At 73.5% G+C, this 14,929-nt stretch carries 6 protein-coding genes and 1 tRNA gene; 3 read left to right on the top strand and 4 right to left on the bottom strand.

The features are described from left to right. Window positions 1-182: 182 nt before the first annotated feature. Window positions 183-7,889, bottom strand: coding sequence for a hypothetical protein (locus A5757_RS23975; RefSeq protein WP_066836234.1), 7,707 nt, complete (start codon window positions 7,887-7,889; stop codon window positions 183-185). Window positions 7,890-8,181: 292 nt separating this feature from the next. Here A5757_RS23975 and A5757_RS17035 point away from each other — a divergent pair, with 292 nt between their 5' ends. Next, a complete protein-coding gene (locus A5757_RS17035; protein WP_066836232.1) occupies window positions 8,182-10,830 on the top strand; it encodes a LuxR family transcriptional regulator in 2,649 nt (882 codons plus the stop codon). 11 nt (window positions 10,831-10,841) lie between these two features. Here A5757_RS17035 and A5757_RS17030 read toward each other — a convergent pair whose 3' ends face one another. Further along, window positions 10,842-11,261 carry a hypothetical protein gene (locus A5757_RS17030; protein ID WP_066836230.1) on the bottom strand — a complete coding sequence of 140 codons (420 nt, stop codon included), beginning with the start codon at window positions 11,259-11,261 and terminating at the stop codon, window positions 10,842-10,844. A 110-nt stretch (window positions 11,262-11,371) separates the two neighbouring features. Beyond that, entirely contained in the window at window positions 11,372-12,400 is a 1,029-nt protein-coding gene (locus tag A5757_RS23760) for an ABC transporter substrate-binding protein (RefSeq protein ID WP_231984029.1), read from the bottom strand. A 288-nt stretch (window positions 12,401-12,688) separates the two neighbouring features. Between A5757_RS23760 and A5757_RS17015 the strand changes: the two genes are divergently transcribed. Continuing rightward, window positions 12,689-13,960 (top strand): glycosyltransferase 87 family protein, encoded by a 1,272-nt coding sequence (locus A5757_RS17015; RefSeq protein ID WP_082929522.1) that lies wholly within the window; start codon window positions 12,689-12,691, stop codon window positions 13,958-13,960. Window positions 13,961-13,968: 8 nt separating this feature from the next. Here A5757_RS17015 and A5757_RS17010 read toward each other — a convergent pair. Next, window positions 13,969-14,042, bottom strand: a tRNA-Gly gene (locus tag A5757_RS17010). Window positions 14,043-14,089: 47 nt separating this feature from the next. Between A5757_RS17010 and dcd the strand changes: the two genes are divergently transcribed. Beyond that, window positions 14,090-14,662 carry a dCTP deaminase gene (dcd, locus tag A5757_RS17005; protein ID WP_066836228.1) on the top strand — a complete coding sequence of 191 codons (573 nt, stop codon included), beginning with the start codon at window positions 14,090-14,092 and terminating at the stop codon, window positions 14,660-14,662. Window positions 14,663-14,929: the final 267 nt, after the last annotated feature.

Raw genomic sequence — 14,929 nt, 5'->3', positions numbered from 1 at the left:
CCAGTGCGGTGGTGGGTTCGTCGGCGATCAGCAGCTCCGGCTCGAGCGCCCTGCTTACGAGGCGGGCCGCCTCCGGCGATGTGATCTTGACGTGTCCCTGCGCGACGTCGCGCGCGCGGGGAAAGTCGGCGACGGTGAGCGGCCGCCCCGGCAATCTCCACCGGGCGGCCGATCACCACCGATCACGGCCCGATGTTCATCGGGCTACCGGCGCCACCGGCACCGCCGGGAGCGCCGCCGGGGCCGGTGGGGAACCCACCCGAGGCGCCCGCGTCCGGTGGTTGGCTGGTGCTCCCCGGGTTCGGTCCGCCGTTACCGCCGTCGCCGCCTTCGCCACCGAAGCCAACGGTGCCGCCGGATCCGCCGTCGCCGCCGGATCCGCCTTCGCCGCCGTGGCCGCCTCCACCGCCGACGGCGGGGTTGTACGGCACGACCCCGCCCGTGCCGCCGTCGCCACCGTCGCCGCCGTCGCCCGCCCAACCGCCGTAGCTGCCGGGACCGTCAGCGGCGCCGCCGTTTCCGCCGTGACCACCGGCACCGCCGGCACCGCCGTCCCCCGGGGGCTGGTCACCGCTCGGATCGGGGCGTCCGGACACGCCACCGTTACCGCCGTGCCCGCCGTCGCCCCCGACGCCACCCAACCCGCCGTAGTTCTGGGTGAGGCCGCCGGTACTGGTGCCACCGTCGCCGCCACGGCCGCCGCTTCCGCCTGCGGTGCCGTCGCTGATCGGGGATCCGCCAGCGCCGTTACCGCCCGCGCCGCCGGCCCCGCCGTTGCCGCCCTGCTCGACCAGGTCTCCGGTGCCGCCGCCACCGCCGTTGCCGCCGTTGCCGCCGGTGCCCGCCGGTCGGTGGTTGTAGTCGTTGACGGTGTCACCGCCGGTGCCGCCGGCGCCGCCGTGGCCGCCGTGGCCGCCGGTGTGGCTCGGCGTGCTCCGATCGCCGCCGCCCGCCGTTCCGGCATCGCCGCCCGTTCCACCGTCACCACCGGCGCCGCCGCCCTGGATGGGATCCAGAGAGGCACCGTTGAATCCGTCGCCACCGCGACCGCCGGCTCCACCGCCACCGCCGGCGCCGCTCGCTCCGCTGGTGCCGTTGTGGCCGGAGTCGCCGCCGTCACCGCCTGCGCCGCCCGCGCCGCCGTCGCCGCCCCTCTCAGAGGTGCCGCCGGTTCCGCCGGTGCCGCCGGTGCCGCCCGTGCCGCCGGCGCCGCCGTCACCGTGGCTCTGGCCGGATCCGCCGGTCCCGCCGTCGCCGCCCTGTCCTGCGGCGCCGCCGTCGCGTCCCTCGCCGGTGTCGCTCGTACCACCGACGCCGCCGTCACCACCGGTGCCGCCCTGTCCTCCGGCGCCGCCGGTGCCGTGCAGGCTCATGCCGGTGCCGGCCGCGCCACCGTTGCCGGCCGCGCCGCCTGCGCCGCCTGCGCCGCCCGCACCGGCGTCGTCGACACCGGGAGTGCCCGTGTGGCCGGCGCCGCCGGCGCCACCCGTGCCGCCCCGGCCGCCTGCGCCACCATCTCCGTTGACTGCGCCTGGCGCCTGGCCGGTGCCACCGTTGCCGCCCGCACCGCCCGCGCCTCCGGTGCCTCCGGTGCTGCCGGTGCCGCCGGGAGCGCTCACCAGGCCGGCGCCGCCCGCACCACCGGCGCCGCCCGCACCACCGACACCGCCGGTGTTTCCGGCGGTGGCCGTGTCGCCGCCGTCACCGCCGGTTCCGCCCGCGCCGCCCGTACCGCCGACGCCGATATCTCCCGACGTGCCGCCGGTGCCGATCGCACCGCCCTGGCCGCCGGTGCCGCCGTCACCGCCCGCACCGCCCGCGGTGGCGTCGTTCGCGCCGCTGTTGGCGACGCCGTCACCGCCGCTGCCGCCGGTGCCGCCGTCACCGCCCTGGCCGCCGCTGCCGTTGACCCCGCCGTCGGTGTTTCCGCCCTGACCGCCCCCGCCGCCGGTGCCGCCCTGGCCGCCGGCACCGGATGTCACGTCTTGGCCCGCGCCGCCGTCGCCACCGGTACCGCCCTTGCCTCCGATGCCACCGTCGCCTGTGCTGCCCGAGCCGTCGCCGCCGGTTCCGCTCGCGCCACCGGCCCCGCCGGCACCACCTACGCCGCCGCTGCCGCCGGTGCCTGCGTTGTCGCTGCCATCGTCGGCGCTGCCCGTGCCGCCGGTGCCGCCCTGGCCGCCCGTGCCGCCCTGGCCGCCGCCGCCGTTCGTTCCGCCGGCGCCGGACTCACCGCCGGCACCGCCTGCGCCGCCGAGACCACCTGCGCCGCCCGTGCCGGGGGAGCCGGCGTTCGCGTCGGCATCGATCCCGGAGCCACCCTGGCCGCCGGTGCCGCCCGCGCCGCCGTTACCGGCGACGTTGCCGGCGTTGACGGTCGCGCCGCCCTGCCCGCCCACGCCGCCGGTTCCGCCGGTACCGGCCCCGCCGCTGTCGGCGGTGCCGCCGCCGGCGGTGGTGCCACCCGCGCCCGCTGCGCCACCATTGCCGCCTGTGCCTCCGCTGCCGCCTGCGGTCGCGTTGTCGACGCCGGTGTCGTCGGACCCGGCACCGCCCGCGCCGCCGGTACCGCCCTGGCCGCCGTCGCCGCCCTCGCCCGCCGTGCCGCCGACGCCCGTGTTACCGCCGGCACCGCCTGCGCCGCCGTCGCCGCCGGTGCTGCCCTGCGCCCCTGCCCTCGTCGGGGTGCCCGCGGCGCCGGTGCGGCCGTCGCCGCCCTGACCACCCGCGCCGCCGTCGCCGGCCGTACCGCCTCCGCTGGTCCAGCCGCCCTGGCCGCCGTCGCCGCCGGTGCCACCGACGCCGATGACTCCGCCGCTGCCGCCGGTGCCGCCCCGGCCGCCGGTGCCGCCGTCGCCGGCCTCTGCGGCGCCGGACACGGAGGAACCCGCGCCGCCCTGGCCGCCGGTGCCGCCTTGGCCGCCATCGCCGTTCGTGCCGCCGCCTCGACCGCCCTGGCCGCCCACACCACCCGTTCCGCCGTCGTCACCGCTGTCGTAGGTGCCGTCGCCGCCTCTGCCGCCCGTACCGCCCTGGCCGCCGGTGCCGTCGCCGCCGACCGTGCCACCCGTGCCGTCGCCGCCCACCGCGCCGCCGATGCCACCCTGGCCGCCCTGTCCGCCGTCACCGCCGGTGCCCGCGTCGTCTGCGCCGGTGCTGAGCGCGCCGACGCCACCGGTGCCGCCCTGGCCGCCGCTGCCACCGCCGCCGCCGTTGCCGTTGGCTCCGCCGGTGGTGGCGCCGCCCTGACCGCCCTGGCCGCCGATGCCTCCGGCGCCGCCGGTGCTCCCCGATGGGTTGCCGGCCCGGTCGCCGTCGGCCCCGTCGCCGCCCTGGCCGCCGGTGCCGCCCTTCCCGCCGTCGCCGCTGTCGCCGACCGACGCGCCGCCGCCGCCGGCGCCGCCGGTGCCGCCTGTCCCGCCGGCCCCACCCGTGCCGGGATCGGTTGCACCGCTGCCGGGTGTGCCCTGGCCGCCGGTCCCGCCCTGCCCGCCGGTGCCGCCGTCTCCGCCGTCGCCGATGGTGCCGCCGGCGCCGCCGGTGCCGACCGCACCGCCGGTGCCACCGTCGCCGCCCGTGCCGCCGGATCCGCCTGTGCCCGCGGTGTCGGTTCCGGGGCCGGTGTAGCCGGTGCCGCCCTGGCCACCTTCTCCACCCCGGCCGCCGGCGCCGCCGTCGCCGTTGGTTCCCTGACCGCTGATCGGGTCGGTAGAGGTGTCGCCGCCTTGGCCGCCGACCCCGCCGGCACCGCCCTGGCCACCGGCGTACGTGGTGTTCGGGTCGGTCGCGTCGAGGCCCTGGCCGCCCTTGCCGCCCTGACCGCCGGTGCCGCCCCGGCCACCGCTGCTTTCGTTGATGATGCCGATGCTGCCGCGTCCGCCGTCACCGCCCTGGCCGCCGGTGCCAGCACCGCCACCCAGACCGCCGGTGCCTCCGGTGCCGATCGCTCCGCCCTGGCCGCCGGTGCCGCCGGTGCCGCCGTCGCCGCCGTCGGTCGGGTCCATGGTCTCGATGTCGTAGTTGCCGCCGGTGCCGCCCTGGCCGCCGGTGCCGCCCTGACCGCCGCTGCCGTTGGTGCCTCCGAGGGTGACGCCGCCCTGGCCGCCGGTGCCGCCGGTACCGCCCATACCTCCGGTGTCCGCGCTCCGCGGCGCGGCGTCGGCCCCTCGGCCGCCGGTGCCGCCCTGGCCACCTGTCCCACCGTCGCCGACGGATCCGCCAGTCCCGCCGGTCCCGATGGCGCCACCCGCGCCGCCGGTGCCGCCCGTGCCGCCGGTACCTCCGGTCCCAGCGGTGTCGAGAGCGCTACCGCCGGTGCCGCCCTGGCCACCGGTGCCGCCTGCTCCGCCGCTGCCGTTGGTTCCACCGTCGGTGATGCCGCCCTGACCGCCGGCGCCTGCATTTCCGCCCTGGCCGCCGGTGTGCGCGGTCCCGTCGGCGCCTGCGCCGCCCTGGCCGCCCGTCCCGCCCTGGCCGCCGGTGCCGCCGGCCCCGACGACTCCACCGGTGCCGCCGGTCCCGACGGCGCCGCCCTTGCCGCCGTCGCCCCCGGTCCCGCCCTGGCCGCCGGTACCGGCGTTGTCGCTGCCGTCGTCGGCGGACCCGGTGGCACCCGCGCCGCCGTTGCCGCCGGTACCTCCGGCGCCACCGTCGCCGTTGGCGCCCACGCTGCCGTCCGCGGCCGCGGTGCCGTCTGCTGCAACACCGCCCTTGCCGGCGGCTCCGGCCTTTCCGCCCGCACCGCCGGTACCGCCCGAGCTGCCGTCTGTCCCGGCCTGGCCGGGGAAGCCACTGGCCACGCCGTGCGCGCCGGTGCCGCCCATTCCGCCGGTGCCGCCATTGCCTCCGTCTCCGCCGGTGCCGCCGGCGCCGGAGATCGCGCCGCCGTTGCCACCCGCGCCGCCGCTGCCGCCTGCACCACCGAATTGGCCGGTGCCACCACCCTGGCCCGGGTTCAGGGCGTCCTCGCCGGGCCTGCCGTCGGCGCCGTCGCCGCCGCGACCGCCGGCGCCGCCGTTACCGACCGTGCCGCCGTCACCACCGTCGCCGCCCGTGCCACCGGCCCCGCTGCCGGCGACGATCTTGGTGAACCCGTCGCCGCCGTCGCCGCCGTTGCCGCCGGTGGTGGCCGCGGCACCGCTGTCGCCGGTGCCACCGGTGGTGCGTCCGTTGCCGCCGGTACCGCCGGCGCCGATGAGGCCTGGGTCGCCGCCCTTGCCGCCGTCGCCGCCATCGGGGTTGTCGGCGTCGCCGTCGGCGCCGTCGCCGCCGTCGCCTGCGATACCGGCGTTTCCGCCGTTGCCGCCCCGGCCGCCGGTGCCGGTCAGACCGGTGGTGGTGCCGGTGCCGCCGATGCCGCCGTTACCGCCCTTACCGCCGGTCGCGCCCGCGCCACCGGTTCCGCCGATACCACCGTCTTCACCGGGTTCGTCGCCGTCCTCGCCGTCTGCGCCGCTGCCACCGTTACCACCGGTGCCGCCGTTACCGGCGTTGCCGCCCGCGCCGCCGACCCCCGAGATCGCGCCACCGTTGCCGCCCGCACCACCGTCGCCGCCGGCGCCGCCGACCATGCCGACGCCGCCGGTCTGACCCGGGTTCAGGGCGTCCTCGCCGGGCCTGCCGTCGGCGCCGTCGCCGCCGCGACCGCCGGCGCCGCCGTTACCGACCGTGCCGCCGTCACCACCGTCGCCGCCCGTGCCACCGGCCCCGCTGCCGGCGACGGTCCTGGTGAACCCGTCACCGCCCTTGCCACCGTGACCGCGGTTGGTCACTGCGACGCCGGTCGCGCCGTTCAACCCGTCGGCGCCGCCCTTTCCGCCGGTACCTACCGCGCCGCCGAGACCGCCCGCGCCCGCGGTGCCTGCGTCTCCGCCGTCACCGCCGTCGCCGCCGTCAGGAGTGGTCGCGTCACCGTCGGCGCCGTCGCTGCCGTCGCCGGGGGTGCCCGCGTTTCCGCCGGTGCCGCCCGTTCCGCCGTTGCCGTTCAGGCCGACGGAGCCGAAGGTCGATGCGCCGCCGGCGCCGCCCGATCCGCCGACGCCGCCCGCGCCACCGTTCCCGCCGGACCCGCCGGAGTTCCCGTCGGCTCCCGCTGCGGTGACGTTCGCGCCGTTGACACCGGCCCCGCCTCTGCCGCCGGCGCCGCCGGAGCCGCCCACACCACCGCGTCCACCGTCGCCGGAGATCGCGCCGCCCGCGCCGCCCGCCCCGGCCGCCCCGCCCGCGCCACCGACGGCACCATCGGTGCCGCTGTCTCCGGGAGCGTCGCCGTCTTCACCGCCCAGGCCGACTGCCCCGTCGCCGCCGTTACCGCCCGCGCCGCCGTTACCGACCGCGCCTGCGTCGCCACCCCGCCCGCCTCGGCCGCCGGGCCCGGTACCCGCGACGGTTCTGGTGAACCCGTCGCCACCGTCGCCGCCGTTGCCGCCGCGGGTGGCCGCGGCGCCGCGGAGTCCGAGGGCGCCGGCCTTTCCACTCGCGCCGCCCGCCGCGCCGCCGTTGCCGCCGAGGCCGGCAGCACCGAGGTCGCCGCCGTCGCCGCCCGCGCCGCCGTCCGGGGTGTCCTCGTCCCCGTCCCCGCCGGCACCACCGTTTCCGGCCGTGCCGGCCGCGCCACCCGTTCCGCCTGCGCCACCGTCGCCGTCGCGGCCCGCTGAGCCGAAGAAGCCGAAGAAGCCCACCAACGCGGGACCCTGACCGCCGGTTCCGCCTGCGCCGCCGTCGCCACCGAGGCCACCGGCACCGCCATTGCCGCCGATCTGTCCGATCGCGCCCGCAGCGGTCGCGGGAGCGCCGTCGGCGCCGGCCCCGCCGGTTCCGCCGGTTCCGCCCGCCCCACCTTCGCCGCCGCCACCGCCGGTCCCGAGGAACAGTCCGGCCGCACCGCCGTTGCCACCACGGCCCCCGACGTCGCCGTTGCCGCCTGCGCCACCCGCTTGACCGGCATCAGTGCCGTTGCTACCGGCGGCACCCGTCAGCCCGTTGCCGCCGTTGCCGCCGTTGCCTCCGTCGCCGAACAGTCCGGCCGCTCCGCCATTGCCGCCGGCCGCACCGGCCGTCCCGGACCCGCCGTCGCCGCCCCGTCCGAAGAAACCTGCGGCGCCGCCGTTGCCGCCGGCGCCCCCGTTGACGTCGGGCACGCCGGCGCCGCCTGCGCCACCGTTACCGAACAGCAGCCCACCGCGACCGCCGTCCCGGCCGGGCGCGCCGGCATAACCGTTGCCGATGAAGAAGCCCGCGTCGGGACGCTCCGCGGTGCCGTTGCCGATGAACAGTGTGAAGAAGCCGGCAAGGTCAGGGACGGCGCGTGTGTCGGCCGTGGCCGGCGGCGGATCCGCCACAGCAACAAGCGATTCGCTGAAGGACTCGGCCTCGTCGGTGTTGAGGGTCGACCTGATCCCATTCGTCCGCCGCGGCGCCGGATCCGCGGGCCCGCTGTCCGCCACGTCGTACCCCGACCCGCCCGAGACCAGTCGACGCCGCGTCGACGCGGGCGCATCGTCCTGCGAATCGGACGTGCCGGCTCCGGTGTCGATGGTCCGAGAGTTGCGCACGCCGCCCTGACGCGCGATACCGGCTCCGGCGCTGTCGGCGGCCGGCGAGAGCGCATCCGACGATGACGAGCGCCGCGGCGGCGCGGAACCGGTCGAGGACGAAGCGCCGGACCTGGTGGACTCGATGCCGCTCGAGCCCGTGGGGTTGGTCGCGTCCGTCGGGTTGCTCGGTTGGGCGAACGCCACCGCGGGCACCGCCACGATCACCGCGCCGACGCCGAGGGCGATCGCGAGCGCCCCCACCCGTCCGACGTAACGCGCATGTCCGCCGGATTCGCCTTGCCGGGTGGAGCCCGTGCGGGCGCGTTGCGATCGTGCGGATTCGGCGGTGCTCATCGGTGCGTCCTCGTCGTCCAGGGATCGGGGAGGCCGTGCCCCGGGTCCCCCCGCACACCCACCGCGAACTCGTTCGTGCCGGCGGTGTCCAGATGCACGCGCCGTGAGGATTGTCGGGTGCCACCTCCGCGATGGCATCCGCAACGGACTACGCAATTTTCCGATGCGTCAGAAGCGGGACTACTGCATAGCTGCCGCTGCATAACCGCGACACCGCCGGATCGGGACCTCTTCTTTACGTGGGACTTCAGTAACGCTGCGACGCCCACCACAAGTCAGCTAATCTTTGCTGATGCTCGACCACTGGCCGTTGATCGGCCGAGAGGACGAATTCCGAGAGGTCAATCGTCTCCTCGCCCACGACGCGGTCCGCGGTGTCGTGCTCGCCGGCAAGCCCGGCGTCGGCAAGTCCCGTCTGGCTCGCGACGCCGCGCGTTCGGCCGGCGAGGCGGGTTGGGTAGTACGTAGTGCCGCCGCGACCACCACCAGCCGCGCGGTCCCGCTCGGGGTGTTCGCGCAGTGGGCGGCCGGTTCGGAGGATTCACCGTCGGCGCTGGCGCGCCGCATCTCCGAGGTCCTCACCTCCGAAGCGCAACCCGGTCGACTGCTCCTTCTCGTCGACGACGTCCACCTGCTCGACGACCTCTCCGCGCTGGTGGTGCATCACCTCGTGTACTCCGGGGCGGCGAAGGTGATCGCGACGGTCCGCGCTGGGCAGACCGCGCCCGCAGCGGTGAGCGCACTGTGGAAGGACGGGTTGGTGGCCCGGCGTGAGATCGAGCCGTTGACGCGCGAGGAGGTGGGCCGATTCGTGGCGGCGGCGTTCGCGGCGCCACCGGACCGGCACTGCCTCGACCAACTGTGGCGACTCACCCACGGCAACGTGCTCTACCTGCAGCAACTCTGCCATCACGAGTTCAGCGCCGGCCGCCTGGCGGCACGTGACGGCGCGGTCTGCTGGCAGGCGGGCGCAGCGATCTCGGAGTCGCTCGCCGAACTGGTGGACGCGCAGATCGGCGCGATCCCGGACGACGTGCGTGACGTCGTCGACCTCGTCGCGGTGGCCAATCCGATTGATTGGGACTCGTTGCGGCTGAATGCGTCTCAGGACGCCATCGAGGCGGCCGAGCAGCGCGAGCTGGTGCGGACCAGTGGCGACGAGGTCCATATCGGGCATCCCATGTATGCCGAGGTCCGGCTGCTCCGGTGCGGTCCCACCCGGCTGCGCCGCCTGCGCGGCCAGATCGCGCAGGCGATGAAAGACAATGACGTCGCCGCTCGCACGCTCAAGCGGGGATTGCTGTGGCTGGAGTCCGACCTACCGCCGGAACCGGATGTGTTGATGGCTGCGGCGACCGCGGCCACGTCTCTGCTGGACTTCGAGACCGCCGAACGGCTCTACTCGTCCGCCGCTGGCGCGGGTGCGGGAGCCCAGGCGCACGTACCGCTGGCCTTCAGCCTGTTGATGAGGCAGCGGGGCGAACGCGCCATGGAGGTACTCGATGAGCTCGAGGCCGACAGCGTCGATCAGTCGACGTTGGTCAACGATGTGGTGATGCGAGCGTCGAACCTGTTGTGGTTCAGTCAGTCTCCCGAAGCGTCCCGGAAGGTCATCGATGATGCGCTCGTCACTGCGGAGGGGCCGAGGCGCCACCAGTTGCTGGTGTTCCGGGCGAACCAATTGGCGCTCGCGGCGAGGCCGGCCGATGTGCTCGACGCGACGGCGCAGGTCGACTATGACCAGCTCGACCCCTATGGCACAACGATGGGCCTCAGTGCGGAGACGATGGCTTTCGGCGAGCTCGGACAGACCGACGCGGCGGTGGCCAAAGCGGACCAGTCGACGCAGGTGATCGCTTCGACGGACCAGGTGACACTCATTCACCTACCTCTCGCCGAGTACCACACGTTCGCCCTCGCGGCGGCGGGACGGATCGGTGCCGCCGTCGACGTGGCGAACCGACACGTGCGCATCCAGCAGAGCGGTCCGCCCGGTGCGCGGATGGTCGCGACGGCGATTCTCGGTATGGCGGAGCTGGCCGCCGGTGATCTGACCGCGGCGCTGACCCATCTGCCTGCGCGGCTCGACGGTGACGGCGCGGCGGAAAGTCTGCACGCTGCCAGCAGCTTTCACCGTTTCCATCTGCTGCGCGCGCAAGCGTTGGCCCGTACCGGAGACGCCGCAGCGGCCGAGTCGGCGCTGGAGATCGCTCTCGCACATCGTCATCGGGCCTACGTGTACATCCGGCCGACGGAGTTGTTGACCGAGGCGTGGCTCGCGGCCGCCCGTCAGCGCCTCACGGAGGCGCGCCGTTTGGCGCGTACAGCGGCCGAAATCGCCCTCGAGCAAGGGCAATTCGCACGTGAGGTGTGGTGCCTGCAGACTGCGGTCCACTTCGTCGACGTCGACGTCGACGTGGCCGGTCGCCTCGCCGAGTTGGTCACCATGGTCGAGGGACCGCGCGCCGCGACCGTGTTGCGGTACGCGACCGCGCTCGGTGCCGATGACGGCGACGAGCTCGTCGCGGTCTCGGAGAAGTTCGAGACGATGGGTGATCTGCTGGCGGCCGCGGACGCCGCGGGACAGGCCGCGACATCGCACCGCCGGGCCGGCCGCGTCGGTAGTGCGATGACGGCGGCGTCTCGGTCACATCGACTTGCCGCGGATTGCGGCGGTGCCACCAGTCCGGCGATCGCGGCGGCGCGCTTCACACTGCCGTTCACCAACCGGGAACGCGAAGTCGCGGCCCTGGTGGCGCGAGGGATGTCGAACCGGGACATCGCGGAGGCGGTGTCGCTGTCGGTGCGCACCGTCGAAAGCCATGTCTACCGCGCGTGCACCAAGGCGGGTGTGACGGGACGCTCTGGGCTGGCCGAGGTCATGCGCGGCGGGCGAGCTGAATCGTCAAGTCCGGATTGGTCTTTCGCCGCGCTCGATTGAACCGGAGCGGGTCAGCCCAGCTTCTGCAGCTGGAAGGGGCTCTGGGTCAGCACGCCACCTGCGCAGCCGTAATTGGAATCCGAGGTCATCACACCGGCGAGCGTCACCGGGTCCAGGGCCATCGACACCACGGCGGGTTCGTAGTGGCCGTCCTCGCATGTCAGGCCGCCCGGTTTCGAGACGGTGAACACCCAGCGACCGCCGTTGAGCGTGGTCGGGGTGGACCAGCCCTGATTGCTGGTGACCGTGCCGGTGCATCCGGCCGGGCCGCAGTTCGTCGCGATGGTCCAGACGTTGTAGGGGTCGCCGTCAGTCGAACCGTAGATGCCGTTGAGCAGCGGGGGATCGGCGGTGGCCGCCCCCGCGAGGGCGATACCCACGATCGCCGGAGCGGCGACGGTGGCGGCGACGATGCGCAGGACGTTTGCCATAGTGATCAGCAATTTAACGGTGAAGTCAGGCTCTGCGGCCGCAACGGGGACGGTGACTCCCGGTTGTGTCCGTGATGACGCCGAATCGGGATCTTCGGAGCCGGTCGCGGCTATCCCGCCGGCATGTTCGCGAGTTCCACCGCCCGCCTCAGCGTTTCGCGGTCGACGACGTCGGCGGCATTCATCGGTCGGTCCAGAACGCCCGACTCCGCCGCGATGTCGATCATGAACCTCACGCTGTCCTCGGAGAGCCCACCGTCGTCCGTCCAGAACGGATACCTCTGGATGAGTGCGAACAGCTCCTCGAGTGCCTCTTCGGAGGGGGGCGCTTCGACGAATTCGTCGACCGCTGCCCGGAACAGGGCGAAATCACCCCGCAGTTCCCTCATCGCGCGCAGCGTGGTGGCGCAGTACCTGGCGGCGAGTTCGCGGTTCTGCGCGAGCCAGTCTGCTCGGGCGGCCTGCGCCACCTTGATGAATCCGGGGGCATTGTCGAAGAGGGTGGCGATCAGCACCGGCTCGTTCACCGAGGCCTGCACCGCGTCGTACTGCGTGTCGTGAATGACCGTGGCGTCCAGCTGGCCCGCCGCCCAGGCTGCCGTGCGCTCCTTGGAGTTCTCGAGGATCACCGGGTTCGGCAGTTCGTGGACATCCCGGGCCTCACCGACACCGCTCAGCAGCGCGTTGAGGACGATGGCGCCGGAGCCGCCCGGGCGGTCGATGCCCACTCGGGTAGACGGTTCGAACAGTTGATCGGCGGTGCGCACGCCGTTGGCGCCGGCCAGGACGAAGTCGTCCATGCTGACGTACGGGCAGAACACCCGGACGTCCTCGCCCTGCTCACGCGTATCCAGGATCGCGGACAACGTCGTCGCCAAAACGTTGGCATTGTCGTCGAGCAGGGTCTGCACCGCATCGGTGTGGGTATCGAATTTCTCGATGTTCTGCTCGACGCTGATCGCCAGCCCGAAGTCGCCTCCATTGCGGCTCACGCCGTAGACCAGCGGAATCTGGGATGCCAGTGGCGGTGAGCCCAGAACGATGCGCAGCGACTCCCCGGTGTCCGGTGCCGGCGGTTGAGCCGTACTCGACGCGCATCCCGCGAGCGTGAGCGCGCTGACCGCGCTGATGGCGATCAAGCACGCCGGATGTCTCCGACGACCTCTGGCGGACATGGATTTCCCTCGGTCTCGTGAACGCCGGCCCGGCGTGTGCTGACCGTACGCGGTGAGGGCAGGTCGATTATTGAAAACGCCGTCAAAAAGCCTGATCGATGAACGGTGCTCGTCAACTGCGGTGCCATTACGGCAACCGCCGCGATTGACCCGTCTTCATTTGGCCGACGTCGCGGGATTGACGGACATCGACGCGGGGAACGAACTCGTATCCAGGTAGCGAAGCACGGGCACGATGAAGGAGCTCGCAGCGTGCATGACCGTCCGGCCGCGCCCGGCATCTCCCGGCGGGTCCGTGTGGGGGGCCCGGTCGTGTTGGCGATCGCGGTGGCGTTGTACGTCGCTGCGTATTTGCGGTGGCCCAGCCTCGCCAGTCAGGTCGACCTGCTGGTGTACCGGTTCGGGGCGACGCGTGTCTGGGATGGCCAGGATCCGTACTCGATCGGGATGACCGGTGATCCCGACACGATGCTGTTCATCTACACGCCCTTCGCGGCGCTGTGCTTCCTGCCGCTGATCGGGTTGAGTCAGGTGGCCGTTCTGGCGCTGGGCTTGGTGGTGAACGTTGCCTGCGTCGGTTACCTGGTCCACCGGATGCTCACCGCCGCCGGGTTGACGACCTCAGCCGGGCTGTGGGGGTTGACGGCGCTTCTGGTGGCGCCGATTCTCTGGCTGGAGCCGGTCAGGCTGTCGCTGCAGCTCGGTCAGATCAATCTGGTCATCATGGCGCTGGTTGTCGCTGATCTGCTGGCCCCGGCGTCGCGCCGCTGGGCCGGGGTGGGAATCGGGATCGCGGCCGGTATCAAGCTGACTCCCGCGCTGTTCATCGTGTTCCTGTTCGTCACCGGGCGACGGCGCGAGGCCGTCGTCGCGGGAGCGACGTTCGTGTCGACCATCGCGGCGGGATTCCTGCTGTTGCCCACGGAGTCGAAGCACTTCTGGCTGGACGGGCTGTTCCGCGATGAACGCCGCATCTCGAGCGACCCGCTGGCGAACACGAGCCTGGTCGGACTCCTGGAGCGCCTCGGGGCGACGGAGATGTGGGGGCTCGCGGCCGCAGCCGTGCTCGGAGTCGTGGCCCTCGCCCTCGCCGCGTGGGCGTGGCGATGCGGTCACCTGCTTCTGGGCATCGCTGTTGCGGGAATGACTTCGGCGGCCGTGTCACCGTTCAGCTGGAGTCACCACTGGGTGTGGTTGGTCCCTCTCGTCGTGTACCTCGGGGTGCTCGGGTACCTCTACCGGTCGCGTGCTGCGGCGCTGACGCTGTGGCTACTCGCGGCGATGTTCGGCGGGTGGTTCGTGGCGTCGCGTAGCGATCCGCCGCAGGCCGGCCTGATGTCGTTGCGCCATCCGGGAATGTGGGACCAATTGCTCCCGGCCGCTTACCTTTTCGCGTTCGTCGTCGTGCTCGCGTGGAGTGTGTATGCGTTGTGGCGGGCGCGGCAGCTCACGGGGGCCGGGGGTGGAGCCGGTGGCGACCTCGAAGCGCAACCGCGAGCACGGCCGCGGAGTTCGGTCCGGTGAGACCTTCGTGGAGCCGATGACGGGAATCGAACCCGCGTATTCAGCTTGGGAAGCTGATGTTCTGCCATTGAACTACATCGGCGGTGTGTGGCTGAGAGGTTAGCACCACCAGCCGATACGCTCGTCCGCGTGCTGCTCTCCGATCGTGACATCCGGGCCGAGATCGCCGCCGGGCGCCTCGGCATCGACCCGTTCGACGACAGCCTCGTGCAGCCGTCCAGCGTCGACGTCCGCCTCGACAGCCTCTTCCGGGTCTTCAACAACACCCGCTACACCCACATCGATCCCGCTCAGCAGCAGGACGACCTGACCAGCCTCGTCGAATCCAAGCCCGGCGAGCCCTTCGTGCTCCATCCCGGCGAGTTCGTCCTCGGCTCGACACTCGAGACCTGCACCCTGCCCGAGGACCTCGCAGGCCGCCTCGAAGGCAAGTCCTCCCTCGGCCGTCTCGGCCTGCTCACCCACTCGACAGCCGGTTTCATCGATCCCGGCTTCAGCGGCCACATCACCCTCGAGCTGTCCAACGTCGCGAATCTGCCGATCACCCTGTGGCCTGGCATGAAGATCGGCCAGCTCTGCCTGCTCCGCCTGACCAGCCCCGCCGAGCACCCCTACGGCAGCGCCAAAGTCGGGTCGAAATACCAGGGCCAGCGCGGGCCGACCCCGTCGAAGTCCTACCTGAACTTCGTCAAGTCACCCTGAGGTCGGCGAGGGTGAATGCACCTTTACTCTCGCGCCCGCCAGTGAAGATGCCTTCACACTCGACGCGGACAGAACCACACGCGTGTTACTCATGTGCCGCACGTGCCTGCAGAGACTCGTGTGGCACTGCGGGCACTCCCGCCCGGGATCACTGCCGAGTAACCTCGTCAGCTAACGGGTCCGGCTGTAACACCTGACCTGCCAAAACCGATGAACCACTAGTTGTGGCCTCGTACGGAACGTGCGGACTCCGGCTGAATAAACTCG

The organism is Mycobacterium sp. 852013-51886_SCH5428379 (assembly GCF_001665575.1).
Classification (GTDB): Bacteria; Actinomycetota; Actinomycetes; order Mycobacteriales; family Mycobacteriaceae; genus Mycobacterium.
The sequence above is the reverse complement of the archived record's forward strand: the minus strand, read 5'-3'. Positions and strand labels throughout refer to the sequence as shown.